This is a genomic window from Mesorhizobium sp. M0678 (assembly GCF_040320505.1).
Lineage (GTDB): Bacteria > Pseudomonadota > Alphaproteobacteria > Rhizobiales > Rhizobiaceae > Mesorhizobium.
In genome coordinates, this window is the sequence record NZ_JAMYPT010000023.1 from 25679 (window position 1) to 50937 (window position 25259).

Genomic DNA, 25259 nt, shown 5'->3' on the forward strand with positions numbered 1-25259 from the left:
GGGCGCGAGTCTGCACCGCCTATGGAGGTGGTTCTTGCCCTCAGAGGCTTCAGGCGTCGGCACGGAGAGTGAGGGGCCTTCATCGAGCGACGCTCCAAGTGTCGGCGATGGGGTTCTCGCAGACCTTTTGGCGAACACGACCGAACTTTTGTCGTTCTATGACCGTGACTTCCGCCTGACGCACTACGCGGCCAGGCTCAAAGGGTTGTACGGAGGCGCGGTAGCGCCGGGCGCCGCCATCTGGGAGATCTACCCGAGCTTTCTCGATGCGAGCCATCGCGACGAATTTCTTCGTGTGTTCCAGGGTGGCTCTCCGGCCAGCATCGACTTGCCGCGAACATCGGGCGGAGCGCACCGGTCCGTTTTTGTGTTCCCCACGGCAAATGGTGCGGGTATCATCGAATTAAGGGAGGACGGCGGGCGGAGCGCAGCCGAGGAACAAGAACATGTAGTTCTGCTCCATCAGGCGACGCACGACGTGCTGACTGGACTGCAGAATCGGCGGCGATTCGGCGAGCGGCTCCAGCAGGCAATGGCGGCCCTCGGCGGATCAAAGCCGAAAGCCGCCCTTCTGCAAATCGACCTTGACGATTTCAAAGCGGTCAACGACACGCTCGGCCATGGAGCAGGCGACACTCTTCTTCAACTCGCGGCGGGTCGTATCCGCGACTCGCTGCAGGACGGCGAATCCGCCTACCGGTATGCCGGCGATGAGTTCGCTGTCATCCAATTGGGAAAGGAGCAGCCAGCAGAGGCTGAGCGCCTTGCCGGATCTCTAGTCGACGCGTTCAAGGGCCCGTTCGTCATCAACGGCATTCCCGTGTTCGTCGGCTCGAGTATCGGAATTGCTTTCGGGCCGGAGCACGGGACCGACGGCGAACAGTTGATGAAAGCCGCTGACATTGCTCTTTACGCGGCCAAGACAGATGGACGCGGCTGCGCTCGAACATTCAACCGTTCGATGCTGCTCTTGCTCGAGCAACGCGAGAATCTGAGGCGCAGCCTTCGAACCGCGCTGGAGCGCGGCGAGCTTTATCTGGAGTATCAGCCGCTCATTCAGCCTCCCTCGTCAGTGACCGGTTTCGAAGCGCTGCTGCGGTGGCGGCACCCCGAGCTCGGAATCATTCCACCCAACGTGTTCATACCGATCGCCGAAGCCGACGGTCTGATGGACGAGATTGGACGATGGGTGCTCGAGGAAGCGTGTCGCCAGGCGTTGACGTGGCCTTCCTCGCTGACAGTCGCAGTGAACTTGTCGCCGGCTCAGTTCCTTAGCGGTTTGCTGACGGACACCGTCGCTCAGATCGTCGACGCAGTTGGGCTTGAAGCCGACAGACTTGAACTTGAGATAACCGAGAGGGTTCTACTTGAGAAGACGATCGACAACATAGACACATTAAATACGCTGAATGTCTTGGGAATTCGAATATCGCTAGACGATTTTGGAACATACTATTCATCGTTGAGCTACCTTAAAAATTTTCCCTTCGATACGTTGAAGATAGATCAGTACTTTATTGCGGACTTGGAGACCGATCTCAAAAGCCAAACGATCGTGCGATCGATCATGAATCTGGCGCACGGCCTCGGGATAAATGTCACTGCCGAGGGGGTCGAGACGCCGGCACAGGCACGGTGGCTGATCAAGGAGAATTGCGATTGCCTGCAAGGCAACTTCCTGGGAAAGCCGCTTGGAGCCGAGGCGATCAGCGGTTTCATCAGGCGGTCCCCGCTGAGGGTGGTACGCGCGATGGAGGAATCAAAACAAGCGCTCTAGCGCCTTGCGGCCTTCGTTAACGGTGAGGCGGAGATTCTAGAATGATCGAGGCAGATACCGCGCAATTCCTCGAGTGGGTGCGAGACAGACTCATCACGGGCGCGGAGAAATTTTTCATCGCGAAGGCCATCACCCCGCGAGAGCTCAATACTGATGGAACAAGTGAGATGCCGATGGGACCTATTCATCATGACCTGGCTGGCGAGCCGACTTTTGAGCCGATGATCCAGATCGACATGGAAATCAAAGCTTTTGTCTCCGCTTGGAAGCATTGCGATTATGTCTCGACATACGTGGCCCGGATGATCAGTCAAAACAGGTCAGACTCGGTCCACCATTCAAATCTCTTTTCCTCCGCCTTCAACGAATTGCTGGAAGTCGCCTTTCGTACTCGCCATGCCGACGGCGAACTGGCATGCAGGGTGTCTCGCCATGGCGCGACGGATAGGATCGAGTTGACATTTCCTTGCGTGCCGGAGGAGCGCCAATTCTACGAAGAAGCCGTGTCGCAACTTGCAGGAATAGAGGCCAGAGAGCGATACCTCAATTCGGTGTCCGGGGATCTCGCGCCGAGCCGCGAGGTCATACTCCTGGAACTGGCTGTCGACTACAACGCGACACTCTGGATCGAGGACGCGGACGGCGATGCAATCAAGCTTGTCGTGGATCTTCCGCTCGAGGGCCTGCAAAATTGAGCCCTTACGACCTTCTCCCGCGCTTCAAGGCGCAATACGACGCGAACAACCAGGAGTTCTCCATATCGGGAGTGGTCCGGCCTCAGGCGATCGATGAGCTTGGGCCCAGCATAGCATTACTTCGCGATGCGATCGGCCGTGTGCGCGGCGTTCTCTACGTCAATGTCAGGCGCCTGACGCAGATGAACAATGCGGCGTTTCACACCTTTTCGAGGATCATCATCGACGCTTGTCGCGCTCGACCCGATCTCAAATTCGTCGTCATCACGTCAAGCGTCGTCGGATGGACCTCGCGAAAATTCGGTCGCCTGAGCGGAATTGAACCGAACATCACCGTCGAGGAGTATGACACTGAATTTTATCCGGGGCAGGGTTTTCTTGAGGAAGGCGGGTTCGTACCCATCCTGCGCACTCAGACAAAGATGACTTGGCGCCACGAGCGCACAATCTTGCCGCGACACGGCATGAGGCCCGGGATCGTCATGGCCGATGTCTGTTGCGGGATCGGTGATTTCGCCGTACTCGCGCAGAAGGAGTTTCAGCCATCGCGGATCGTCGCCCTCGACCACTCCAGATCAAGCCTGAACTATGCTCGACGAGTGATGCGGGAATTCGACATCCGGGGCATCGAATATACTTATGGCGATGCGTCGGAGATGCTGCTCGACCAAGCGCAGTTCGACTTGGTCACCTGCCGACATTCCCTTCAAATCTTCAATCGACCTGAACTCATCCTCAAGGAGCTCTACCGCATCTGCAAGCCAGGCGGGCGGGTCTATATCACCAACGAGAAGAATTCGCATTGCCTCGGCGAGCCGCGCGCCGAAAGCATTCGTTGGACCTACAACGAGGTGGCGAAGCTGTTCGGGCATTTCGAGATGGATGTCGAGCTTGGGCCTAAGAGCCGGCGATACCTGATCGAAGCCGGATTCGAAGACATCCGTGTGGAGACCTTCATGGTCACTAACCTGGACGGGGATCCGCAGGACTTCGCCGATGTCATTGCGGCCTGGGCGGACGTCTATGCGGGCGAGATGGCGACCAGACGCGGCGATGGACCGGAGTTCGTCGCACGCTTCCGGCAGGGCTTCGAGGATCATATTTTCGCTGCGCTCCACCCCAAGGGTTATGCGGGTTGGCCGATCTGGGTCGCATCGGGGCGACGGCCGCAATGAAAGCCAACGATGAGCCCACACCGCGATTCGGCCTGCGCTCCTTTCGAGCGAAATTCGTATTGGTCGTTGGCGGCGCGGTATTGTTCGACCTCCTTTTAAGCGGTGGCCTGGCGCTTTGGAATGTTCAAAAGCTGTCGCGCGACGCAACATCCGAAGTCGGTGAGGGCCTGACGATCGCAAACCAGGAATACATTCGTTCCTATGCCGAATCGACAGCGTTAAGCGTCGACCTGCTGCTCGATCGAGTCCATGGGGACGTCAAGGCGTTGGCCGGCGTGCTGCAGGCCCAGATCGACGATCCAAGCAGGCAACAACAGGTCGGAGCCACGCTTTCGCAGGAGGCGCCGGGCTCCGTGAAGGTCGTCTACGACTCGCGGGGCGATTGGGCGCAGAACCTGCCGGGAGCGCCTTCCGTGGTCAGCGTCTGGGGCTACCTGCTGGGCGCCGACCACAGTCCGCTGCCAAGCGTTCAGCAGGAAATAGAAGACAGCACCGTGCTGGACCTCGTTGCGCCGACGCTCATGGCCAGCGGGTCGTCCAAGCTGCAAATGTATTATATTGGTCCAAAGGAACGGCCGATTTTCAGGACGGTGCCGTATACGGACCAGGCACAGACCTTCGACCGGCTCTACCCAGGCCACAACAAGGCAGAGTTCTGGGAGTTTTTCTTTCCGGGAATCTATGGGTCATGGCAGCAATGGGCCAGGGATCCAGCCTCACGTCCGGTCTCTGACGATATCACCCAGACAGCGCCTTACACCGATGCGATCACTGGAAAGCTAATCGTCAGCTTTTTCCACCCGCTGTGGACGCGCGATCGCACCGGTATCGCTGGTACGGCGGGAGCAGACATCACTCTCGATCAACTCGCGGAAGTCGTCGAACGTGTGAAGATCGCTGAGACCGGGTTCGGCTTTCTCACAATGTCGACTGGCAACGTCGTGGCGATCAATCCGTCAGGCCAGGCAATCATCGGCCTGACTTCATCGAGCGATGCGGGCACCCAGGGCGTCACCGGCCTGGAGAGGTCCCTGCGGGGAAGTACGCAGCCGGCTATCGCGTCGCTGCCTCTCGACCAGAACAATGACGGTGTCATTCAGCATGTCATGCTCGCCGACAAGGGCGAACGCGTACCCTACATTGTTGTCCTCAAAAGATTAAAGCCGACCAATCTGTGGAGTTCGGGACCGATCAAGTCCGAAATGATGTCGGTCGGGATCGTCGTTCCCGAACGGGAGATCTATGCATCCCTGTTCGCCGCGCAGAAGAGTATTTCCCGTGCAACCAACCGTATCCTGCTCTTTCAGATCGCCGCGATCGTCGTTTCGCTTCTGATCGTTTTTGCCGCCGTGCTCGGAATTTCGAAGCGGATCACGGCGGGCCTCAGGGCGCTTGCCAGCGCCGCCCAGCGGCTCCAGTCCAAAGACTATTCAGTCCGAGTGAGCATCCCAACGCGCGACGAAGTTGGAGCGGCAGGGGTCGCTTTCAACCGCATGGCTGAGCAGATCAGCTTTCACACGGAAAACCTCGAGCAACTCGTCGACGAACGAACCAGGGAACTTGGGGACGCAAATCAGGAGATTTCCGCACTCAACGAAAAGCTGCAGGACGAAAACGTTCGCCTTGGTGCTGAACTCGCGGTCGCCAGACAGATCCAGATGATGGTCCTGCCGAAACAATTCGAACTCGAAGCGATTCCGGGGCTGGAGATCGCGGCCTACATGCGGCCGGCCGACGAGGTCGGCGGTGACTATTATGACGTCCTGCAGAACGGGTCACGGGTCAAGATTGGCATCGGCGACGTGACCGGTCATGGTCTCGAGAGCGGCGTGCTGATGCTCATGGTCCAATCCGTTGCACGCGCGCTGCAGGAGACCAATGAGGGGGATCCGCATCAGTTTCTGGATCGGCTGAACAGAGCGATCTACAAGAACATCGAGCGGACGAACACCGGCAAGCATCTCTCGCTGGCCTTCCTTGACTTCGAGGATGAGCGGGTAACGCTATCCGGCCAGCATGAGGACGTTCTCGTCGTGCGTGCGGACGGGGACGTCGAACGCATCGACACGATGGATTTGGGTCTGCCGGTTGGCCTGGAGAATGACATCTCGAAGTTCATTGCCACGCGCGACATCCTGTTCGGCAGTGGCGACGTGATCGTGCTGCACACCGACGGTGTGACCGAGGCGGAAGACCAAGACAGAAGGCTGTTCGGGTTCGAGCGCCTCTGCCAGAGCGCACGAAAACGTCAAGGCGGGAGCGCCGAGGAAATCAAAACCGGGATCATCGAGGATCTCATGGCCCATATCGGGATCCAGAAGATCCACGACGACATCACCCTCGTGATCATAAGGCACACATAGCCATGACAACGCTGTTCGGGACCCCTGACATTGCAATCGGGATGAAGGAGAGCGTCAGTCGCGTGCGGCTGTTCGACGGACCTCTCGACTTGAGTTGGCGTCATTGTGCCACGACCTCGGACTTCATCGCCGATCTTTTCGCATTGCGCTTCCGGTCGTCCCGCAATGACTACATGGAAGTGCGGCACAGTATCGGATATCTGGTCAACGAACTCATCGAAAATGCGGTCAAGTTTCGCGCACCAGGTGAGATCTTGATCGAGGCGTCGATGGATTCGGAGTGCTTCAAGCTCAAGGTGTCGAACGACGTCGATGGTGAAGATGCCTCTAAGTTCCAAAGTCTCCTGGCAGATCTCACGGTTGGCGACCCCGTGGACCTGCTGATACAGCGAATTGAAGAGAATGCCGCCAACCCCGACATGGCAGGCTCCGGACTTGGATTGCTGACGTTGATGAGCGACTACGGCGCACGCCTGGCTTGGATATTCAGCGCCGCCGACGAAAGCGATCGGCTTTCCGTGGAGACATATGCCTCTATTCCGATCTCGCAAATTCACAACTAGAAGAAACGAAGCCCGGCTATGGAAATCAAGACAGACGACTACCGTGTGTGGACTGAAGGAAGCGAAATTTTCTTCGACGGTGCAATGCGGCTTGCCAGTTCCGAGGCCGGTGCGCCTATCTCGGCGTTGGCGACCAGTGTTCTTGCCTGTAATCCCGCTTCCATTACGCTCAATCTTAAGGATCTTCACTTTCTAAACTCTTCCGGCATCAACCTGCTCGCGAAATTTACCATCGAGGTGCGCAAGCATCCCGATGTTCGACTCGTCGTGCGTGGAACGCCAGACATACCCTGGCAATCGAAATCATTGCCGAATCTGAAGAAGCTGCACCCCGCTGTGGTGCTTTTGATGGACTGACGAAGGTCGTCCGAAATTAGCCAAAGGACGGCGTGCAAGAGCGCTGCAAGAGCGCTGCAAGAGCGAGATATGTACGCCCGGATAAGTATTCGGATGCGAGGCTAACGACAATTTGGCCACGTGCGCAGATGCTCGCAATGGCTTGGGGGCTGGCACAGGCGGCAGGCGTCCGGGTTGGGGGGATGTCGGGCCGCCTGTGCCGATCAGCCGTCGCTGCTCAGTCAGAAGTGTGGCGTCGTGCAGTCGCGGTCCACGACCGTGAGATAGATCGTGTCGCTCGACGGCGCGGGCGACTTCGGCAGTGGCACGCGCTTGCCGGGATCAAGCAACTTCGCGAGCGTCCTCGCAAAGCCCTTGTCGAGCAGCCCCGCGACCGGCTCACGCATGTAGGCAGGAATCCGCGATGTGCGTGTCCGTACGCCGAATGCAAGCCGCGCGGCTTCGAACGCGAGATGCAGCCGCTCCGAAGTTCGGTAGCAAGCCGCGGGGATCGTTCTCAACGGCAATGGCCTTTTCCTGCAAGAGCTTGCGGGCGGTCAGCAGCGCCCGGCGCTTCTGGCTCGTCAGGGTTTTCACATGCACCGGGCGAAACAGGTTGACTCGCATCATCTGCGCATCTGCGCAATGCCGCGGGCATCATTGCGGTCGGTTTGTTCACCTGCGCCTTAAGGAAATGCCTTGGTGTGGCGGGTCTCGATGCAGATCACCGGCAGGCCGGCCCTGGCCGGCCTTCGAACAACCACTGCGACAAGGGCCCGGCTTCAAGCCCAACCCGCTCAACCCACCAGCTGGGCTCCTTGAGCACCCGTGCCAGATCCTCCGGATGGCTCGCCACCTTTATCTCGCGGCAAATCTGGCCTGTTTCGTCGACAATGCAAATGGCGTCTCTTTCACTGACACATCCAATCCCGCATAATGATTCATGCTGCGCTCCTCCCTCTGATGCTTGTGGCTGCTCCATGCAGACCACGTTTATCATCAGGTCGAAGCGCAGCACCTTCGATCAACGCCAAGAGCGAGACCGTAAAGACCAACGGCACGTTCAAAGCCGCCTATCAGTCACGCCGCGCGCTGATGCCGATCGACGGCTTCTTTGAATGGAAGGACATCTTCCGGCACGGGCAAGAACAAACAGACCTATGCCATCGCGATGAAGTCGGCGAGCCGTTCGCCCTTGGCGGCGCTCTGGGAGGATTGGCGTGACCCCGCTACCGGCGACAACATCCGCACCTTCACTCTGCTGACCTGTGAGCCGAATCCGCTCATGGCGACGATCCACATCCGTATGCCGGTGATTCTGACGCCCGAAGACTACATGACCTGGCTGACGACCCCGACCCGGAACATCTCATGAAGCCGTTTCCAGAAGAGCTGATGACCATGTGGAAGATTTATTTTCTCTCGTTGTTACGTTGTGAGCATGCTTCTGAATCCGGTTCTTTGGCCATTATGAGGGGCACAGACAGGCAGGCAAAAGCATAATCGCAACGTGACAACCGGTGGTTCAATCTGAGGAGAGAAGATACAAAACGACATGATCGCCCTTTCCACCCAATTCGATGCCATCCGCCCGGAAAGCGGACGGATAGTCAAGGTCGTTGGCACCGACGGCACCAGCGCATTCTCGCCGAAACTTGTGCTCGTCACAGATGTCGACGGGACGCACGTCCAGGCTTTGGACTACGTCAAGAACAAGCGGCCGGGGGCATAATAGGGCAACCACAAGGCCGGTGATATCTAAGGATTCTGCGTGCGGTAGAAGGCGCAAATTACAAACACGATGCCGATGAGGCGCATCAAACCAGGGGAATATGAAGAGGCTACGAAGTAGGCGACCCCAAGCACAGCAGTAGCTATCAACCACCTGCCTGTGTGCTTGTCCGTAGACGCCATTGCGGCTTTGGTGCCTGCGAGTGACTCTCTTTTTCGAGATTCATGCTCCTGCTGCCCGCCCCGCGCCATCGCCCAACGGAAAATCAAAGCGTTTCGGGATTGGCTGTCTGCTGAGATGGATCCAAACGACGGCCCTTATGGCAAGACTGAAATGCGCCCAAGAAGAGCCACCAGTTCCGCCTGACGTTTCGTTTCGGTCTTGGCGAACAGCGAGGCAAGCTGGGAGCGGATCGTGGTGCGGCTGAGGCGCCAACTGCGGGCGATCTCCAGCGGCGCATCGCCCTGAGCCAAGCGCAACGCCAAGTGCGTCTCCGCGCTCGTCAAGCCAAACATCTTTTGCAGTGTCTGAGGATTTGGCCCCGACCTGTTCTCGCGATCCAGTAACGCCACAATGCTCGTTCCGTCAGGAGCGATAAACCCGTTCTCGTTCAATATCACCGGCCTGTCGCCGTTGCTGCGGATCACCACCCACGATAATGAGCCCGGCAGGAAATGGGCCGGAACATTCGCGAGCAGCCGCCTCAAAGCCACGGAAAGACCGCTGGCCGTATCGGCCACTTCTCCCTGGCGCTCCAGCGTGGTTTGAGCGGCTGCGTTCCATTCGAGCACTTTCCTCTCGCGGTTCAGCACGAGATAGCCGCAGCCGATGCGATCAAGCATGCCGGTTATGGATTCCAGGCTGCGTGCTCTTGGCTCCCCGACCCCTGCGCCCGATGCACGATCTGGAGGAAAAACATAAGAGGGCCGCGTCGTATGCACCTCATGGTTATACTTGGTCGTTGTCGCAATGTATCGGCTACCCGAAGCAGGATCACTATGTCTATCCATCAGAGTCATCTTATACCCCTACCCAATAAAGCTACTCGTGATCTGCAGAAAGTCTTCAAGTTATAGTTCCGTCCGTAATAACCTAACTCGACATCTGATGATTACACTGTTAAGATTCCCAGAATTTGCGCCGCAATCGCGAGATTTCTTCCCGTTTGTGTTCCGGCATATGAAAGCCACGCCGAAATTCCGCCGCCTCCGTCGGGGTTCGAGTGCAACCGAGTTTACTGGCGCTGACTCTTAAACTCGCCAGTGAGCATCCGATGTTGGTCGCAATATCTTTCAACGGTTCGCTATTAAGGTGTCCATGAAGAATTACCTTGCGACGGGCTTCGCTTTTGAGCTTTGCGTTCATTTCGGGAGCTCCTCAACTACGCGTTCACAACACGCGATTCTATACGAATCAAATTGAAGATTGTCGTTAGCTTCACATCCAGAAACGTATCTCGGAGTGCATTTTTTAAGATTTCTTCATGCCGCCAAGCTGCCGATAATATTGCTGCTCACCTGTTTCCAACACCACACAGCCCTCCCGCGAAAGGGCAAGATTAATAACGAGCGAAATGGTGAGAAAGAAAGTTGGCATAGGGGTGGTCGCCCGCCTCCTTCGGATTTATTCTTTACCCGCTCCGCGCATCGCATCATGGGACTACCCGGCCTGGCAGCCGGAATTCAAACCTGGGGAATTCACCGGCGCCCTGCGTGCCGACAATGACAACACTCGTTTCCGCGGCGGCATGCGTGCGGTGCACTGGCCGGCCAAAGAAGATCCAGCCGCAGCGCTTGCCGTGCTGCAAGAGATCCGCGACACCACCGGCCAAACGCGTACGGAAGGCGCGCAGGGTTATCTTAACCCGCGAGACGCCAATCCCGACGACGCCGAGACGCATGACGTGCCAGGCGACGAGGTGACGTCTGAAACTATGGTGGAGCCGGCACAGGATGGGCTCGACGAAGTGTGGCCGGAGGTTCTGCATCAGATACGGCCGTCAGAGCGTGACATATGCCGGGGCGTTGGGCTGGATTGAAGGGCCGCGCACGGGATGGAGCGAGCCGCTAGGCTGGGTGATGTGCTGTGCTTGCGGAATGTTGTCGCCTCCTGAAGGGCGTAGCATGAGACCGGACTTTGATGGCCATGTGGCCGAAATTGCTGGCATGCACTTCTACACAAAGCCCGGCGCTCGCAAGAAGGCCGAAGGCGGCATGCTTGTTACCTACACCGACGCTGCTGGTACGAGCAGCGGCCCGCGTATGTCACCAACAAGCCACGCGGCGGCAAGAGGCCACACAGGACGAAAGCGGCGGCTGCGGCTTATCTGAACGCGCCGGCGGCCATACACTGTCGCCTTGCGAGCGGAAGGCTACCAGCGACCATGTCGGGCACCCCTGCGTTGATCGACATGTACACGCCGCAAGCTGGCGTCGAGAAGGCCCGGGAAGAACTGGCAAAGGCTTACGCGGCTGGCAACCTACCTCCCGTCACCAAGTGCCCTACGAAGCCGGCGAGGGGCGCCGGCTTTGTAACCGGCGCGAAACAAACCGCAAGATGCCTGCGCTGGCTTGGCAGAAACGGCCGGATTGGCTGAATTGCGGACTCAGCCGGTGTTAGCGGGGCCTACGCGTTATGAACGGGGCCCCTTCTCCTGCTGCTTTGTGCATTCCGCACTGCCTTTTATGCGACTTCGAAGCAGTGAGACAGCGCGCCTGGTCGGCAGTAGTGCCAGACTGGATGGCTGGATGGAGGGAGCACGAGATGAGTGAGACCCGCAAAATAGCAGCGATCCTGGTCTCGGATGTGGTCGGCTACAGCCGGCTAGCCGAGGTGCTCAAACATATTGCCCACGCAATCCAAACTGGCGCTGGTCGCTCCAACGACCTGGCTGCACGATATGGGGGCGAAGAGTTTGTGATCGTGTTGGTTGACGCTTCAATGGAACATGCGAACGAAATAGCCTTCCGGCTCGTCCAAAGCGTGCGAGATCTGAACATTCCGCACGATTGCGGCAGAGTGACCGTCAGCGTTGGCGTCGCTACAACGGTACCCAACGAGAACGAGAGCCCGAATGATCTCGTCAAAGCCGACGATCTGGCACTATTCCGTGCTAAGTCGGAGGGACGAGATCCCGTCGTGGTTGATGGTGTATGAGAAGGCCGTTGCCCTGGAGATCATGCGCGACAAGCAGTCCGCTTCGACCCAAGCCGCTTTGTGCTTGAATACCCGCCGAAATGATCCAGGAGGAGCGCCACCTCATTTCAAACGATCCTTTCGCCCCTCTCCGGCAGCGTTTCCTTGTCCGATGCGCCGATCAGCTCGCGGAGCTGAAGGCCATTGCACGTCAAGGCGATGCCCTCCCCACCCGCGATGCAATGGTTAGTATCGCCCACTCGCTGGCGGGGGCGGCGGGTACGTTCGGGTTTGGGGAGATCAGCGCGCGCGCGTCCGCGCTGGAGACGCTGCTGATCGAGAATGGGGATGAAGGGGCGGCCGAAGCCGCGCTCCATGCCCTAATTGCGGAGATCGAGCGGACGCTGCAATGATGCGTCCGGCCATGCCTATTTCTTGGCGCCGGAAAGGCCGGTCCTGGTCATCTCGCCCCAGTTCTGGTCTGCCCGCAAGAATTGCCACCAGCCCCTCAGGCGCCAGAAATTGTTGAGCTGGCGATAGCCAAAATTCTCGATCACGGCGACCGCCGTCAGCACGGCCAGGTCCCGGGCACGCGGGAAGCGCTGGAGCTCGGCCTCTTCGAGGATGAGGGAGCATACGCTGACGCAAACGCCATAGGTGAAGATGAGCGAGGTGAAGGCCAAAAGATATTCGGCCGACAGGATGCCGAGCAGCCAGAAGGCCGGGATCAGGATGTAGCCCAGCACCTCCGCCACGGGCCCCAGCACGTCGGCAATCAAGATGTGGCCGAAGCCGAGGAAGCCGACGCGGCCATAGCGCGGATTGAAGAGCATGGCGCGGTGGCGGAAGAAGCATTCGAGCGCGCCGCGCTGCCAGCGCGTGCGCTGCCTTTCCAGAACGCTCAGCGTTTCCGGCGCCTCCGTCCAGCACACCGGTTCCGGAATGAACTGAATGCGGTATTTGCGCCTAGCGTCACGCATATGGCGGTGCAGCTTGATGACGAGGTCCAGGTCCTCGCCCATCGAACCTCTGGTGAAGCCGCCCACCGCCACCACTTCTGCGCGGCGGAACACGCCGAAAGCGCCGGAGACCAGCATCAGCGTGTTGATGCGGCTCCAGGCAAGCCGCGCCATGAGGAAGGCGCGCAGATATTCGACCACCTGGAGCAGCGGCAGCAGGCGGCGCGGCAGATGGATCTCGCGCACCCTGCCCGCTTCGATTTTCGAGCCGTTGGCGATTCGGATCGTGCCGCCGACGGCGATGGTGCGCTCGGGGTCGTCGATGAAAGGCTGAGCGGCGCGCATCAGCGCATCGGGCTCGAGGATGGAGTCGCCGTCGATCGCGCAGAAGAGCGGCGCGCGGCAGACATTGATGCCGGCGTTCTGGGCGTCGGCCTTGCCGCCATTCTCCTTGTCGACCACGAACAGCCGCTCGGTCATCGGCGAGGAATAGAGGCCGCGGATCGGCTTGTGCGCGAGCGCCTCCTCATAGGGCCGATGGAACTTCACCAGCCTGAAGGCCTCGATCAGGCGCTGCAGCGTCTGGTCCTTCGAGCCGTCATTGATGACGATCACCTCGAAATTAGGATATTGGAGCGCGAGCATGGAATGGACGCTCTCTACCACGTTCAACGCCTCGTTATAGGCGGGCACCAGCAGCGCGATCGGCGGCGCGACGTCGCCATAACGGTGCCAGAGCAGCGCCGAGCGCGCCACCGGCGGGCGCTTGGAAAGCGCATAGCCCGCGACGGCGAGCTGCAGGAAATAGATCGTCGTCTGCGCCAGCCCCGCCCCGATGATGAACCAAGACAGGGTGGTGGCGGCAAGAACGATCTCGTGGCTCCAGTCGGCGATCATAAGGCCGGCCCCTCGGCAAGAACGAGCGAGGCGGTGCGCTGGCTGCGCGAGACCTCGCTGTCGGAAATCTCGCGCAGCAGCCGCTCTCCCGGCTGGCCGAAGGAGCGCAGCGCATTGGCGGCGGCATAGCGCACGTTCCACGCCTCATCGTCCATCAGCCTGGCCAGTGGCGGGGCGAGTTCAGACAGGCCGAGCCGGCCAGCGGCATCGGCGGCGGCGCTGCGCACGTCCCAGTTGCCGTTTGCCATTGCGGTCGCCAGGATCGCCGGCGCGTCGGCGTGTCCTGTGAGGCCGAGCGCGCGCAGCGCCGCGGCGGCAATCTCGGGCGATGCGTCGCCGGCCAGGCGGGCGAAGAAATCGGCGAAGCGAAAGCCGCCGGCGCGGGCAAGCGCGTCGATCGCGGCCGCTCGAATGAAGGGCACGGCGTCAACACGCGCGGCATGGTCCGCGAGCTGGTGGAGGCGCGCCGGCGGAAAGCGCCTGAAAAGCTCGATCAGGCGCCGCGAGCGCTGCCCCGCCACGCCGATCTTGCGCAGCGCAATGCCGAGCGGCGGCAAGCTGCCGAGATCGCAGAGCGAGATGGCGACGGCGATCCTGACCTCGCGCGAACGGTCGTGGTCGAGCGCCGAAAGCAGGCTTGCCACCGCACCTTCCGAACGCAGCGCCGCCAGCATCTCGGCCGCGTGTATGCGATCGGCCACGTTGCCTTTTTCCAGCTGCCTGCCGACAAGGGCCGGCAGGCCGCATTCGTTGAAGGCGGAAAGGACGTCGTCATGCTCCTCGCCGCGCAGCAGCGAAATGAACTCGAACCCGGCATTGATCGCCACGCCCGCCGGGACCACGAGCACCGCTGCCTTCAGGACCTCGCGGTCGCGGTGCTCGGTGAAGGCGATCAGCGTCGTCAGAAGCTGGCGCCGCTGGTCGGCCCCAGCCCTGCCCCAGCGCTCCTGCAGCACGCGGCGCGCGATCAGGAACAGCATGATTACCAGGGAAAGAGCGGTGAGCAATATGGATAGATCCCAGATGTACCACATGGTCAGAACCGCGCGGTCAGTCCGAGCCCGAATATGCCTCGGTCGAATGTCGGGCGTTGCTCATGCGCGATGCTGGCGCGCAGCGTCAGCGGGTCGCTGACGTCCCAGGAAATGCCGCCGAAGACGGTGCGCGTCGGCACCAGCGTGCCATTGGAGATTTCGGGGGCGTCCGCGTAGCCGCCGAACAGATTGAAGCGCTGTGTCACCGCAAGGTCGGCGCGAAGCACATAGCCGTCCGCGCGCGTGCCGATATCGTCCTGCACATGCACCCAGCGGGCGGAAAGCCCAAGGCGGCCGTCGAGGACATAGCCTTGCACCCAGGGCGAGATGCTGGTGACATTTGTGTTGGCGAAATTGTCGTAGCGGGCGTCGATGTTCAGAGACAACGGGCCGAACGCCTTTGCCGGCGTCACGAGCTGCCACGAAGCGCCGGCGCCGATCGAATAGCGCGCCAGGAAGTCGGCGTCCGGCGTCGTCGCCGCCAAAACATAGGCGGAGAATGCCGGCGAGAAGGCCTGATCGATGCGGCCCTCGACCTGGACGTCGGTGTGGCCAAAGCGGGTGGCCAGCCGCGCACGGCCGGAAATCGTCGTGCGCGGCGACAGCCGATAGGCAAGGCCGGCCGAACTGTCGGTCCAGTCGCCGAGACCATCGGTGAGATCGCTCACCTCGCCGCCGAGGTCGAGTCGCCATTTGCGCGGCGGCGGCACGGCCAGCCTTTGCTCGACATCGGCAGAACCTGGCTCGATGGCGAGCGCTTGGCGATAGGCTTCCCGCGCGGCGTCGTCGTCACCCTCGGCGCGGCGCACATCGCCGAGCCCGACCAGCGCGTCGGCGTTGCGCGGATCGGCCGCAAGCACGCGCTGAAACGACTGCCTGGCGCGCCTGTAGTCGACCTCGAGCAGAGCAATTCTCGCATCCAGGTCGAGCGCCTCGACATTGTCCGGCGCCGAGGCAAGCACGCCGTCGACCAGCGCCCGGGCGCGCGGCGCATCGCCCTGCCAGATCGCCAGGCGCACCTTGCCCAGCCGCGCGTCGAGAAGGCCGGGCTTGATTGCAAGCGCGCGGTCGAAGAAATGCCCCGCCTTGTCGAAGCGCCGGCTGGAGCCGACGACAAGGCCAAGGGCGACCAGGATGTCGGTGTTCTTCGGCGCCTGCCTCAGCGCCCGGCGATAGACCGTCTCCGCTTCGGGCAGCTTTCCCGCCGCCCGCAGGCGCCTGCCCTGCTCCATCAGGCCGGCGAAGGGATCGGGCCGCCGGCTGGCCGGTTCCTTTGCCCGCGCCGGAACCGCGGGAGCCCGTTTCGCCTCGCTGCCGGCAGCCTGCTTCGCCTTGCGGATGTTCTCGACAAGCGCTGCGGCGTCGGCATTGCCGGGATCGGCCTGCGCGACCTTCTCGGCGAGCGGCAGCGCGGCATCCGGATTGCCGGAGCGGAACTCGACCTCGGCCATGCCGAAGCTGGCGTCCCGATAGGTCGGGGCAAGGGACAGCGCCCTGGAAAAGGCCTGCCGGGCGGCCGGCAGATTGTCGCGGCCGAGCTCGGCGAAGCCGAGTTGCACCAGGGCGTCGGCATTGTCGGGCTTGAGCGCCAGCGCGCGCCGGAAAAGGTCCGCCGCCTCGTCGAAATGCTGCGCTTGCCTGGCCTTGACGCCGGACGCGTAGAGCTCGTCGACCGTCTGCGCCAGCGCGGCGCCGGGAGGCGCGGCGATCGCCAGGATCAGGCATACGGCCAGAGCTGTGCGCCGGCTGCGCCTCATCAGCGTTTCCCGCTCTTGCGCGAGATCAGACGCGCGAGCCGGGCCAGAAGCTCCTCGGGGATGAATGGCTTCACCAGGTAGTCGTCGGCTCCTTTCTCAAGGGCCGAGACAATGTCCCTTTCAGCCTTGCGGGCGGTCAGCATGATCACTGGAGTTTCCGACAGAGCCGGATCGGCTTTGAGGCGGGCCAGTACCTCCAGGCCGTCGGCCTTGGGCATCATCGCGTCGAGCACAATGATGTCGGGGCGGTCCTGCTCCGCCTTCGCCAGCGCTTCGGCCCCGTCCACCGCCTTGATGACCTCGTATCCTTTCGCCCTCAACCTGAATTCCATCAGCTCGAGCAACAAGGGATCATCATCGCAGATCAGAACTCTTGCTTTCGCTCCATCCACCAGTCCTGCTCCGGTTCCGTCGCCCCCCGGAGTGATCAACCCATGAACCGACATCCGCCAAAGTGGTCCATGCCAGAAATTCCGCGCAGCTTTCCCCGCGCCCGCCAACGCCGCGCGATCATAGATAAAGCTGATTCGCGACGGTTGCATTTCGATACAATCACTAGATGAATATCGGCCCATGGTATAGGAGCCGCAAACGGCAAACCGCGCTTGCCGACAGCTTCTTGCCGCCGCCTTCCCCTGGCGCGTCTAGGCCGGGCCATCGCGCTGCGGGAGCAGCTTCCTCACTTCACCTGCAAGCGCCAGCGGATCGAAGGGTTTGGCGATAACCCCTACGGCTCCCATGGCGAGATAGCGCTCCACCTCATGCGTCTGGGTGCGCGCCGTGATGAACACCACGGGGATTGAGGCCGTCAGCGGCGAATCGGCCAGGCGCCTCAGCGTTTCAGGCCCATCCATATCCGGCATCATCACATCGAGCAGGATGAGGTCGGGCTGCCAATCGGCGGCATCGGTTAGCGCCTCGATGCCCGAAGAGCAGGATCGCACCTCGAATTCCGAATCGAGCTCGAGCGACATCTGGGCGATTTCGCGGATATCGTTCTCGTCATCCACATACAAGATCCTTGCCGGCATCATCGTCACTCCTTGCCAGGGGTCGGCGCGCTGCCGTCGCGAGAAGCGATCAGCATGCTTCTGACCAGCTTCGCGACATCGATTTCGGAGGCCCTGGTCTTGGTCATGATCGCCTGCACCCGGTCGCCGAGTTTCTGGTCGAGTTCCGCCGCCGAAAACACGATGACCGCGGTCTCGAGTGGCAGATCGACGAGGAGGTCGAGGCCAGATCCGTCGGGAAGTGCGATGTCCAAGATGACCAGGTCGAAGCGATGGCGAGCGACCGCCTGCCGGGCTTGCTGCAGCGTCTTTGCGGATGTGATCGAGACGCTCGAACCGAGCCCCTCCGACATCACCGCAAGCACGCCCTCATCGTCTTCGACATGCAGAATCTGCGGCTTCGGCTCGATCCTGCGGCCGACGATCTTGGCGAGAGCGGCGTGAAGCCGTTTCGAATCCACCGGCTTCTCCAGCCAGTCGACGATGCCGACGGCGCTGCCGTTCAGCGAGCGCCTGGCCTCGTCGGCGACAGCGGAGATGACGATGACCGCAATGTCGGAATTGGCCGGTGATGCCCTGATCTCGTAGAAGAGCTTGATGCCGGATTCCTCCGCTAGCTTGATGTCGAGCGTCAGCGCCACGTAGTCGCGGGAGCTCAGGAGCGCCTTGGCGGTGTCGATATCGGGCGCGACGTCGCTGGAAAAGCCTTCAGCATCGAGAAGTGCTGCGATCACCGCAGCGACGTCGGGCTCGTCCTCGCAGATGAGGACACGCAGGCGGCCATCGCGCTTGCGCGCCCGGCGCTCGACCAAAACCGGCTTCTCGGCCTGCCTGTGCGCTTCGGGAAGCTCGACGTGAAACGCTGTTCCCTTGCCTTCCTCGGTTTCGAAGGAAACAGCGCCGCCCAGCTTTTCGGCGATAGCCTTGACGATGCTCAAGCCCAGGCCGGTGCCGCCTATCTTACGCGTGCTGGAGGCGTCCGCCTGCTCGAACTTGCCGAATAGGCGGCTGCGGAACGCCTCGGGGATGCCGGCGCCCTGGTCCACCACGGAGATGCGCAGCATGTCGCGGTCATGACGCTGGAGTTTCACCGTGACGGTGCCATCGGTGTGCGAGAACTTGATCGCATTCGACAGCAGGTTCGCCATCACCTGATGCAGGCGATCCGGATCGATGTTGGCCTCGGCGCGCGGGGCATCGTCGACCAGAACGATCCTGATCCGACTGTCGGCCATGTAGTTGGAACTGGCGGCAATGGCCTGCTCCAGGACCTGACGGACAGGCATCTGCTTGATCTTGAAGGTGATCACGCCTGATTCGATCTTCTCCATATCCAGGATGTCGTTGATGAGAAGAACCAGCCTTTCGCTATTGGTGTGGGCGATGTTGACGAGATTGGCGGCCTTGGGCGGCAGTTCGCCCGCCACGCCGGCCGCGATCAGACCAAGCGAGCCGCGGATGGAGGTCAATGGGGTCCGCAATTCGTGGCTGACCGTGGAAATGAAATCGTTCTTGAGCTGGGCGGTGCGCTTCTGCTCGGTGATGTCGCGGTTGTAGGTGATGACGCCGGCGATCTTGCCGGCCTCGTCGCGGAAAGGCGTTTTCAGCGTGTAAAGCCAGCCCTGCCTGCCGTCCGGTAGGAGAGCGGGCTGGTCGATGCGCAATGTCTGCCCGGCCTCCAGCGCGCCCGTTTCATCCTGCCTGAAGCGCTCGGCCACGTCCTTGGGGTAGAAATCGAAATCCGTCTTGCCGATAAGGTCCTCGACCGAGGCGGCGCGCACCAGTTCGGCGGTGGCTGGATTGGCCGCGATGAAGCGGCCGTCGACATCCTTCATGTTGAGGCTATCCGGCAGCTCGCGGACCATGGCCCGGTAGATCATGTTGGACATGGCGAGATCTCGCCGCCGCTGCTGGCGATCGACCAGAACGCCGATGATGAAGGTGCTGAGGAAACGGAACACCAGCGACGGGAGCGTGCTCTGCTGCACAAAGCCGGCGACGACTTGCGGGGGGATGATCAGAAGGGTGATCAGCCCGGCAAGCGCGACCGACACGCCCAGGCCAAGTATGTCGAACATGGTGCGCGACCGGGCCGCCACGATGTGGTGCCATGCCAGACCGACGACGGCGGTGATCAGGATGCTCACGATGCCGACGCTGGCACCCTGCCCGCCAAGATAGAGGCGATAGGCAATGGACCCGGCGGTGGCGATGAACAACGCCGGCCACCCGCCGAAGAACGCGGCGGCTCCGACAAAAGCGGCCCGCAGATCGACGACGAAGCCGGAGACGGACAGAGCCGTCGCCATGGAAATGATCGCGCCCGCGCACATGACCAAGCCGAGAAGCAGCGACTGTACCCGCTGCGGGAGACGCCCCGTGAAATCCGCCACAAGGTCCCAAGCGACGACCAGGATGGAGACGAGGGCAAGATTGGCGAGGAGTGAGTGCCAGATCTCGGTCATGACTTTCCGGCTCCTTTTACCGATAGATATCGGCAAAACCTATCCAAGCTCTAAAAAGGGTGCGCGCTAGCCGACAGTGTCGGACCGATAGCAGCCCGACGGGACGATTTGGCAGGCGTCTTAGTTGCTGCACGCTCCTCGGGCATCTCTTTGGCTCAGGCTCCAGCTTCGGTATTGACTATTGGTTGTTCTCCGGCGTCTGCTTCCGAGCGGAGGCAAAAGACGCCCCTATGGCCGTCATTAGGCGCAAAGCGGCCCTCCGCGACGCCAATCCAGCGTCCAGTCCTGCATACGCGCTACGCTCATACCCACCCCGTGTCTCCGCAGTCTTCGTGACGGGAGCAGCTATTGGCGCGCCCGACCGAATCGTAATCGCATCAGGATGAAAGGACCCATGGTAGCCGATGCCCGCTCGTGCGCAGCGCCCGCTTGTCGGACAGGATGCCGCCCTCGAACTGGTCGAATATCGACGGGTGAACCCGTCTAAGATGCCGTTGGTGTCCAGTTTTGGACGTGCTTCGGCGATTGTCGTGTGAAGCTTTTTTGATCATGCCATCGAGCCCTTCTGGAACTGGCCGGCGCGAATGCGCTGATAGGCCGATTCCGTCGCCGGCGGCGACATTGATCGGCGCATCGGTGCCGGCCTTGCCGGCCGCTGCGAGCGAAGGTCCCATGAAGTCGAAGTAGAGATCGTTGATCGCCAGCGAATGCGTCCAGGCTTCGCCGTATTTCTGCAGCAGCGACGTGGTCAACTGCGGCATGCGCTGGGAGGTCTCGGCAATCGGCGTGTCGACATATTCGAGCGCAAGCCGGCAGGCGTGCTTGCGGAACGCAGGCCCGTCGCCGATCACGTGATCGCTGAAGCGTAGGCCAGGCATGTCGGTCGAAAACAGGCCTTCCGGTCGCGCTTTGCGATCGATGAGTGGAAGGTTCGCAATGCTCTCTCCGTTCAGGAACAGAAGATCGAAAGCAAAGAAGGCAAGATCGCCCGTGCGGCCCTCGTCCATAGCGGCCTGCAGGCGGCTGAAGGAGGTGACGCCGTCTGCCCGAACGGCGCACAGCTCCCCGTCGACATATGCCTCTTTCACCGGGAGCGGGCGGAGGGCCGCTATCGTCGCTTGATAGCGATGCGACCAATCGAGGCCGGTGCGGGTGAGCAACCGGATGTCGCTGCTGTCGATCCGCGCGTGCATGCGGTATCCGTCGTACTTGATTTCGTGAAGCCAACCGGGGCCGTCGGGCGCTTCGTCGACCAGGCGCGTCAGCTGAGGCTCGATCCATTTCGGCGGATGTGTTTTATTCGGCTTTGTGGGATTCACCGTCTTCCGCGCCAATTGAGATAAAGCGTCGTCATGCGGGCCAGACTACCACATGATGGACGGGATATCCGCTGCAGCTTCTATCGGAAATCCCGCGTCTTCACCTTGATGCGGTCGATGTGCGCATAGGGATCGACGATATCGCGCGCTTTCGGCATGCCGCGCGGATCGACGCCCGATCCCCCATGATGGGCCTCGTCACCACGGCCGTGTGGCAACGGAAATGGCGTGTCGCGGTTCCCGACGCTGGCGAGTTCGGCCGAAACAGGAGCCAATCGAGATTGGGATCGGCCTGCACTATGGCGAGGTGGTCGTCGGCAACATCGGCCATGCCCAGCGCCTCGAGTTCACGGTGCTGGGCGACGCAGTCAACGTCGCCAGCCGGCTCGAGCGCCTGACCCGCCATACCGGCACAAGGCTGATGATCAGCGACGACTTGGTGCGCGCCGTGCAATCCCGCGGTCATGAGCCGTCTGTAATCATCAAAGACTTGCGGCCCGACCAGACGCGCACGGTACGCGGAAGGCAACGGCCAGTCGCGGTCTGGTGCTTGCATGAGACAGCTGACAGGCTCGGGGCGGATACATAAACTGCCGGCTACCGCCCAAATCAGCGTGCCACGGAGTAAATTCGCTGCAGCTGGAAACATCGGCCCGCAGCCGTTGTTCGGACGCGAGGGCTGGTGCCGCCTGTAGCGGCGGCGACCTCCGCTCCATCCGGTCCTTCCCGGTTCGCATGCTCCGTCGCGGATGAATCCCGCTCTAGCAAGGGGCCAGACATGACCAGTTATGATTGACGAGGCGAGAGCTGCTGGCAGGCACAGCGGTGACTGGCGTCGCTCTTGCGGGAGTAAACCTCATGCCTGAATTTGCGGCGGCGGCCGCGCAAGACACCGGCGCCGGCTCCGCTCGATCTGGTGCTGCGCATCAACGGAACCGAGCAAAGGCTATCCCTCGACCCGCGAACGACCCTGCTCGACGCCCTTCGGGAGCACCTGCATCTCACAGGATCGAGGAAAGGCTGCGGCCTGGGCAGTGCGACGCGTGCACAGTGCTGATGGACGGCAAACGCGTGAAAATCGTGCCTCTTGCTCGCTGCCTTGGCGGAGGGGCGTGAGATCACCATCGAGGGTCTGCGCCCCGGGCGAGGAGCTTCATCCGCTGCAGGCCGCCTTCATCGAACGCGATGCCTTCCAGTGCGGCTATTGCACGCCCGGGCAGATCATGTCCGGTGTCGCCTGCATCGAAAATTCCTCACAGGTGGAAGTCTCCTCGTATCCGTCGTGCAGGATGGCCGTGAGGCGCCCATCGCCCGCAGCGCCGAGGGCCACCCGCTAACCTCCGGTTCGCTCGGGTCGATTCCGGGCGGTCACCGAAAGTCCGCTTTGGAAAAGCGTCGGGAATGTCAAGAAGTGGCGCGTCCCGCTGGTTCAAACACCTGGGCTGCGGAACGCCAGAAACGAGCGTCGAAAGGCTGGGTGGGGTGGTGGAGAGCGGAAATTCCGATCCGTCGACGAACTGGACAAAGAACTGGAGCGGCGCGGACATGCCTTCGTCCGTTATGCCGACGATCTGAACGTCTACGGTCGCACGCAGCGCTCGGGCGAGCGGGTGATGCAATCCCTGCGCAAGCTGCTTGCCAAGCTGAAGCTGCGGGTCAATCAGACCAAGAGCAAGGTGGAGCGCGCCACGGCATCGAAGTTCCTCGGCTTCCCGTTCTGGGTCGCCGGGGGACGGAACATCCGGCGACGGGTAGCGCCACAGGCCATCGGACGCATGAAGGAGAAGGTGCGCATGCTGACCCGGCGCAATGCCGGTCGCAGCCTCGCGCAAATATGCAAGCCGCTCAGGGTCTATCTCGTCGGCTGGAAGGCTTACTTCCGGCTTGCCGACCCCGAGCGTGTTCGCCGACCTCGACGGCGGGTTCGCCACCGCCTGCGGGCCATACAGCTCAAGCACTGGAAGCGGGGTTCGGTCATTTACCGCGAGCTGATTGCTCGCGGCATGCCGGACCACGCGGCCAAGCGTTGGAACGCGCATTGGCAACTTCCGATGTCAAAATATCGGCCGCCATCCCGTGGGGTTCCATAGTGTCCATCACTTTCTAATACATGGGGGGCGGCGTATCCTGCTGCACAGCGCGAGATTTTCGGCCAGCATTTCTTCAGTGCGTTGAAGCGCGAGCTCGGTCCGGTGAATGCGCTGCCTGGCACCGCTTCTTGCGCAAGGCGCTTGCGCGGCATGGCCGGCCGGATCGCATCGCCGTTTGACAGATGAAGCCGTTCGCCTGTTCCGGCGCTGTTTTGACAGGGCGCGCATTGGTCATTCGGCCCATCGCGCTTTTCTGCGGCCCGCCGTTTCGCGTTTGGCCGCCACCAGGTCGCGGTGTTCGCTGAAGAAGTACTCGACCGTGTCGCCGACGCTGTCGATGGCACGGTAAAGATACATCCAGCGACCGCGAACCTTGATGTAGGTCTCATCGACATGCCACTTGCCGGTGACGGTCCGCTTGCGCCGGTTGAAGCGCTCCAGCAGTTGCGGCGAGAAGCGGACGACCCAGCGATGCACTGTGGAATGATCGACACTCAAGCCGCGTTCGGCCATCATCTCTTCCAGATCGCGCAGGCTGAGAGTGTAGGCAAGATACCAGCGTACGCACAGCAGGATCACCGACTGGTCGAAATGACCGCCCTTGAACATGACAAGCTCCTCGGCAATTGAAGAGCCTTCATGCCTCATGCGGTCTTGACGGAGAGTTTGCGACGGAACCGATAATCATGCCAGGCCATTGGAACTTAAACGAGAATCAGCGCCAGCAACTTGCCGGCATCGCATTTGCCGAAGGTGCGTGTGAAACTCAAAGGAAGCACGGCCTTCACGATAATGCGATGGCATTTAATTTGAGAATCCGAACTTCCAGGTTCTCAAATTAAGTGCCAATCCTGACCGAAACGACTGCATTCTTACGGTTAACTGCCAAGCGACACGAGGTCCAGTTCGGCGAACTCGCCGGAAAATCCAAAAATGCCGCCGTGAAGGAGTTCGCCCGCAACATGGTCCACGACCACACGGCTACCAACGACAGGCTGAAGTCGCTCGCCGAGGCCAGCAAGATCCCGCTCCCGGCAGGGCTCGACAGCGATCACAAGCAAATGCACGCCAGGCTCGAAAAGCTCACCGGTGCCGATTTCGATCTCGCCTACATCAGCGGCCAGATTTCGACCATCAAAGACAGTGCAGCTTCTCGAATGGGAGATCGGTTCCGGCCAGGATGCCGACATCCAGCACTTTGCCTCGGACGTCTTGCCGACGGGGCTGGAGCATCCGCGGATGACGCGCGACATCAGGGCGAAGCTGGTGAACCCATCGCTCGCCGACGCCGCTTTATGCCCGACTACGAAATAATGTTCGTGCGATCCATCCTGCGGCCGGAACAATCCTCGTCGCTCGTGGTTTGGATGCCACCAAACAAGGAGACCTCTGATGTCTGAATCGCGCGAATGGATGATCCAGTGGCTGAGAGATGCCCACGCGATGGAAGAGCAGGCGGAGACGATGCTGTCTGGACAGTTGAGCCGCATCGAGAGCTATCCGGAGCTGAGCGAGCGCATCCGCCTTCATCTCGAAGAAACAAGGCAACAGGCTTCCCGGCTGAAGACCTGCCTCGACCGTATCGATGAAGGATCGTCCACCGTGAAGGACGCGGGTGGCAAGCTCATGGCGCTCGCCCAATCCATCAGCGGCGTGTTCGCCGGCGATGAGGTGATGAAGGGCTCCCTCGCCAGCTACACTTTCGAGCACATGGAAATCGCCTCCTATACAATCCTCATCGCGGCGGCCAACGCCGAGGGCGAGACCGAAATCGTGCAGGCCTGCGAGCAGAACCTCCGCGAAGAGGAGGCAATGGCGGAGTGGCTGAAGAGCCGTCTTGGCCAGACAACCCAGACGTTCCTGACGCGGGCCGCCGCCGACAGCGACAGCGCCAAGCGGTGATGGCCGGGTTGGTTAGCGCGAGAAAGGCGACCCGCTCCTGACAGCCGGGA

25 protein-coding genes and 4 pseudogenes are annotated in these 25259 nt (G+C 61.1%); 16 read left to right on the forward strand and 13 right to left on the reverse strand.

All coding sequences use genetic code 11. The features are described 5' to 3' along the window. Window positions 1-127: 127 nt before the first annotated feature. From NKI29_RS27735 to NKI29_RS27760, 6 genes are all read left to right on the forward strand, one after another. Window positions 128-1777 (forward strand): putative bifunctional diguanylate cyclase/phosphodiesterase, encoded by a 1650-nt coding sequence (locus NKI29_RS27735; protein WP_352693835.1) that lies wholly within the window; start codon window positions 128-130, stop codon window positions 1775-1777. A 173-nt stretch (window positions 1778-1950) separates the two neighbouring features. Then, entirely contained in the window at window positions 1951-2472 is a 522-nt protein-coding gene (locus tag NKI29_RS27740) for a ubiquinone biosynthesis methyltransferase UbiE (RefSeq protein WP_502896732.1), read from the forward strand. Further along, window positions 2469-3647, forward strand: coding sequence for a methyltransferase domain-containing protein (locus NKI29_RS27745; RefSeq protein WP_352693837.1), 1179 nt, complete (start codon window positions 2469-2471; stop codon window positions 3645-3647). Before NKI29_RS27740 ends, NKI29_RS27745 begins: the two co-directional genes overlap by 4 nt. After that, on the forward strand, window positions 3644-6010 hold the full coding sequence (locus NKI29_RS27750) for a SpoIIE family protein phosphatase (protein ID WP_352726028.1): 2367 nt from the start codon (window positions 3644-3646) through the stop codon (window positions 6008-6010). Before NKI29_RS27745 ends, NKI29_RS27750 begins: the two co-directional genes overlap by 4 nt. A gap of 2 nt (window positions 6011-6012) precedes the next feature. After that, window positions 6013-6573 (forward strand): slr1658 superfamily regulator, encoded by a 561-nt coding sequence (locus tag NKI29_RS27755; RefSeq protein ID WP_352693841.1) that lies wholly within the window; start codon window positions 6013-6015, stop codon window positions 6571-6573. 18 nt (window positions 6574-6591) lie between these two features. Beyond that, complete coding sequence (locus tag NKI29_RS27760) at window positions 6592-6930, forward strand: slr1659 superfamily regulator (protein ID WP_352450368.1); 339 nt, start codon at window positions 6592-6594, stop codon at window positions 6928-6930. 221 nt (window positions 6931-7151) lie between these two features. Here the strand turns inward: NKI29_RS27760 and NKI29_RS33535 are convergent, their stop codons facing one another. Both NKI29_RS33535 and NKI29_RS27770 read right to left on the reverse strand, forming a co-directional pair. Further along, window positions 7152-7316, reverse strand: a complete 165-nt coding sequence (locus tag NKI29_RS33535) for a hypothetical protein (protein ID WP_352852068.1) — start codon at window positions 7314-7316, stop codon at window positions 7152-7154. A 76-nt stretch (window positions 7317-7392) separates the two neighbouring features. Then, window positions 7393-7854, reverse strand: a pseudogene (locus NKI29_RS27770) (IS110 family transposase); the annotation flags it as partial. Window positions 7855-7926: 72 nt separating this feature from the next. Between NKI29_RS27770 and NKI29_RS27775 the strand changes: the two are divergent. Together NKI29_RS27775 and NKI29_RS27780 are read left to right on the forward strand one after the other, a co-directional pair. Then, window positions 7927-8412, forward strand: a pseudogene (locus NKI29_RS27775) (SOS response-associated peptidase); the annotation flags it as partial. 52 nt (window positions 8413-8464) lie between these two features. Next, window positions 8465-8641, forward strand: a complete 177-nt coding sequence (locus NKI29_RS27780; RefSeq protein ID WP_352693844.1) for a hypothetical protein — start codon at window positions 8465-8467, stop codon at window positions 8639-8641. A 317-nt stretch (window positions 8642-8958) separates the two neighbouring features. On the opposite strand, the gene NKI29_RS27785 is transcribed toward NKI29_RS27780, so the two are convergent. Then, window positions 8959-9483, reverse strand: coding sequence for a helix-turn-helix transcriptional regulator (locus NKI29_RS27785; RefSeq protein ID WP_352450366.1), 525 nt, complete (start codon window positions 9481-9483; stop codon window positions 8959-8961). Window positions 9484-9760: 277 nt separating this feature from the next. After that, window positions 9761-10006: a hypothetical protein gene (locus NKI29_RS27790; protein WP_352726030.1), complete on the reverse strand. Its 246-nt coding sequence runs from the start codon at window positions 10004-10006 to the stop codon at window positions 9761-9763. A 208-nt stretch (window positions 10007-10214) separates the two neighbouring features. On the opposite strand from NKI29_RS27790, the gene NKI29_RS27795 reads away from it, so the two are divergent. The 3 genes from NKI29_RS27795 to NKI29_RS27805 all read left to right on the forward strand — a co-directional run bounded on the left by NKI29_RS27795 (window position 10215) and on the right by NKI29_RS27805 (window position 12189). After that, window positions 10215-10679: a hypothetical protein gene (locus tag NKI29_RS27795; protein WP_352797914.1), complete on the forward strand. Its 465-nt coding sequence runs from the start codon at window positions 10215-10217 to the stop codon at window positions 10677-10679. 725 nt (window positions 10680-11404) lie between these two features. Beyond that, the gene (locus tag NKI29_RS27800) at window positions 11405-11797 is read left to right on the forward strand and encodes a diguanylate cyclase (protein WP_352694640.1); all 393 of its coding nucleotides are present in this window, start codon (window positions 11405-11407) and stop codon (window positions 11795-11797) included. Between the two features lie 80 nt (window positions 11798-11877). Next, entirely contained in the window at window positions 11878-12189 is a 312-nt protein-coding gene (locus tag NKI29_RS27805; RefSeq protein WP_352797916.1) for an Hpt domain-containing protein, read from the forward strand. 15 nt (window positions 12190-12204) lie between these two features. Here the strand turns inward: NKI29_RS27805 and NKI29_RS27810 are convergent, their stop codons facing one another. The 8 genes from NKI29_RS27810 to NKI29_RS27845 all read right to left on the reverse strand — a co-directional run bounded on the left by NKI29_RS27810 (window position 12205) and on the right by NKI29_RS27845 (window position 21492). Further along, window positions 12205-13632, reverse strand: a complete 1428-nt coding sequence (locus tag NKI29_RS27810; protein WP_352797919.1) for a glycosyltransferase family 2 protein — start codon at window positions 13630-13632, stop codon at window positions 12205-12207. Beyond that, window positions 13629-14666 carry a HEAT repeat domain-containing protein gene (locus tag NKI29_RS27815; protein ID WP_352694368.1) on the reverse strand — a complete coding sequence of 346 codons (1038 nt, stop codon included), beginning with the start codon at window positions 14664-14666 and terminating at the stop codon, window positions 13629-13631. The genes NKI29_RS27810 and NKI29_RS27815 overlap by 4 nt, the downstream gene beginning before the upstream one ends. A 2-nt stretch (window positions 14667-14668) precedes the next feature. Beyond that, window positions 14669-16423: a YaiO family outer membrane beta-barrel protein gene (locus NKI29_RS27820; RefSeq protein WP_352726034.1), complete on the reverse strand. Its 1755-nt coding sequence runs from the start codon at window positions 16421-16423 to the stop codon at window positions 14669-14671. After that, entirely contained in the window at window positions 16423-16965 is a 543-nt protein-coding gene (locus NKI29_RS27825; protein WP_352694372.1) for a response regulator transcription factor, read from the reverse strand. The genes NKI29_RS27820 and NKI29_RS27825 overlap by 1 nt, the downstream gene beginning before the upstream one ends. A 102-nt stretch (window positions 16966-17067) precedes the next feature. After that, on the reverse strand, window positions 17068-17454 hold the full coding sequence (locus tag NKI29_RS27830; RefSeq protein WP_352694374.1) for a response regulator: 387 nt from the start codon (window positions 17452-17454) through the stop codon (window positions 17068-17070). Between the two features lie 5 nt (window positions 17455-17459). Continuing rightward, on the reverse strand, window positions 17460-19898 hold the full coding sequence (locus NKI29_RS27835) for a hybrid sensor histidine kinase/response regulator (protein ID WP_352694376.1): 2439 nt from the start codon (window positions 19896-19898) through the stop codon (window positions 17460-17462). 377 nt (window positions 19899-20275) lie between these two features. After that, complete coding sequence (locus NKI29_RS27840; RefSeq protein WP_352694378.1) at window positions 20276-21217, reverse strand: ATP-dependent DNA ligase; 942 nt, start codon at window positions 21215-21217, stop codon at window positions 20276-20278. 80 nt (window positions 21218-21297) lie between these two features. After that, the gene (locus tag NKI29_RS27845) at window positions 21298-21492 is read right to left on the reverse strand and encodes a DNA polymerase (RefSeq protein WP_352797921.1); all 195 of its coding nucleotides are present in this window, start codon (window positions 21490-21492) and stop codon (window positions 21298-21300) included. 32 nt (window positions 21493-21524) lie between these two features. Here NKI29_RS27845 and NKI29_RS27850 point away from each other — a divergent pair, with 32 nt between their 5' ends. The 3 genes and pseudogenes from NKI29_RS27850 (at window position 21525) to NKI29_RS27860 (ending at window position 23307) form a co-directional block, all read left to right on the forward strand. Next, a complete protein-coding gene (locus NKI29_RS27850) occupies window positions 21525-21806 on the forward strand; it encodes a nucleotidyl cyclase domain-containing protein (RefSeq protein ID WP_352797923.1) in 282 nt (93 codons plus the stop codon). Window positions 21807-22085: 279 nt separating this feature from the next. Then, window positions 22086-22554: pseudogene (locus tag NKI29_RS27855) on the forward strand ((2Fe-2S)-binding protein). 180 nt (window positions 22555-22734) lie between these two features. Then, entirely contained in the window at window positions 22735-23307 is a 573-nt protein-coding gene (locus NKI29_RS27860) for a group II intron maturase-specific domain-containing protein (protein WP_352694397.1), read from the forward strand. Between the two features lie 270 nt (window positions 23308-23577). Here the strand turns inward: NKI29_RS27860 and NKI29_RS27865 are convergent. Continuing rightward, a pseudogene (locus NKI29_RS27865) lies at window positions 23578-23916 on the reverse strand (IS6 family transposase); the annotation flags it as partial. A 233-nt stretch (window positions 23917-24149) separates the two neighbouring features. On the opposite strand from NKI29_RS27865, the gene NKI29_RS27870 reads away from it, so the two are divergent. After that, on the forward strand, window positions 24150-24707 hold the full coding sequence (locus NKI29_RS27870; protein WP_352694383.1) for a DUF4142 domain-containing protein: 558 nt from the start codon (window positions 24150-24152) through the stop codon (window positions 24705-24707). Beyond that, the gene (locus tag NKI29_RS27875) at window positions 24700-25209 is read left to right on the forward strand and encodes a ferritin-like domain-containing protein (protein WP_352450349.1); all 510 of its coding nucleotides are present in this window, start codon (window positions 24700-24702) and stop codon (window positions 25207-25209) included. The genes NKI29_RS27870 and NKI29_RS27875 overlap by 8 nt, the downstream gene beginning before the upstream one ends. Window positions 25210-25259 lie beyond the last annotated feature (50 nt).

Coding starts and splice junctions, on each gene's coding strand:
- NKI29_RS27740 (WP_502896732.1), top strand. CDS start 1,951: ATGGGACCTATTCATCATGACCTGGCTGGCGAGCCGACTTTTGAGCCG.
- NKI29_RS27750 (WP_352726028.1), top strand. CDS start 3,644: ATGAAAGCCAACGATGAGCCCACACCGCGATTCGGCCTGCGCTCCTTT.
- NKI29_RS27755 (WP_352693841.1), top strand. CDS start 6,013: ATGACAACGCTGTTCGGGACCCCTGACATTGCAATCGGGATGAAGGAG.
- NKI29_RS27760 (WP_352450368.1), top strand. CDS start 6,592: ATGGAAATCAAGACAGACGACTACCGTGTGTGGACTGAAGGAAGCGAA.
- NKI29_RS33535 (WP_352852068.1), bottom strand. CDS start 7,316: ATGCGTGAGCCGGTCGCGGGGCTGCTCGACAAGGGCTTTGCGAGGACG.
- NKI29_RS27780 (WP_352693844.1), top strand. CDS start 8,465: ATGATCGCCCTTTCCACCCAATTCGATGCCATCCGCCCGGAAAGCGGA.
- NKI29_RS27785 (WP_352450366.1), bottom strand. CDS start 9,483: ATGCTTGATCGCATCGGCTGCGGCTATCTCGTGCTGAACCGCGAGAGG.
- NKI29_RS27790 (WP_352726030.1), bottom strand. CDS start 10,006: ATGAACGCAAAGCTCAAAAGCGAAGCCCGTCGCAAGGTAATTCTTCAT.
- NKI29_RS27795 (WP_352797914.1), top strand. CDS start 10,215: ATGGTGAGAAAGAAAGTTGGCATAGGGGTGGTCGCCCGCCTCCTTCGG.
- NKI29_RS27800 (WP_352694640.1), top strand. CDS start 11,405: ATGAGTGAGACCCGCAAAATAGCAGCGATCCTGGTCTCGGATGTGGTC.
- NKI29_RS27805 (WP_352797916.1), top strand. CDS start 11,878: ATGATCCAGGAGGAGCGCCACCTCATTTCAAACGATCCTTTCGCCCCT.
- NKI29_RS27810 (WP_352797919.1), bottom strand. CDS start 13,632: ATGATCGCCGACTGGAGCCACGAGATCGTTCTTGCCGCCACCACCCTG.
- NKI29_RS27815 (WP_352694368.1), bottom strand. CDS start 14,666: ATGTGGTACATCTGGGATCTATCCATATTGCTCACCGCTCTTTCCCTG.
- NKI29_RS27820 (WP_352726034.1), bottom strand. CDS start 16,423: ATGAGGCGCAGCCGGCGCACAGCTCTGGCCGTATGCCTGATCCTGGCG.
- NKI29_RS27825 (WP_352694372.1), bottom strand. CDS start 16,965: ATGCAACCGTCGCGAATCAGCTTTATCTATGATCGCGCGGCGTTGGCG.
- NKI29_RS27830 (WP_352694374.1), bottom strand. CDS start 17,454: ATGCCGGCAAGGATCTTGTATGTGGATGACGAGAACGATATCCGCGAA.
- NKI29_RS27835 (WP_352694376.1), bottom strand. CDS start 19,898: ATGACCGAGATCTGGCACTCACTCCTCGCCAATCTTGCCCTCGTCTCC.
- NKI29_RS27875 (WP_352450349.1), top strand. CDS start 24,700: ATGTCTGAATCGCGCGAATGGATGATCCAGTGGCTGAGAGATGCCCAC.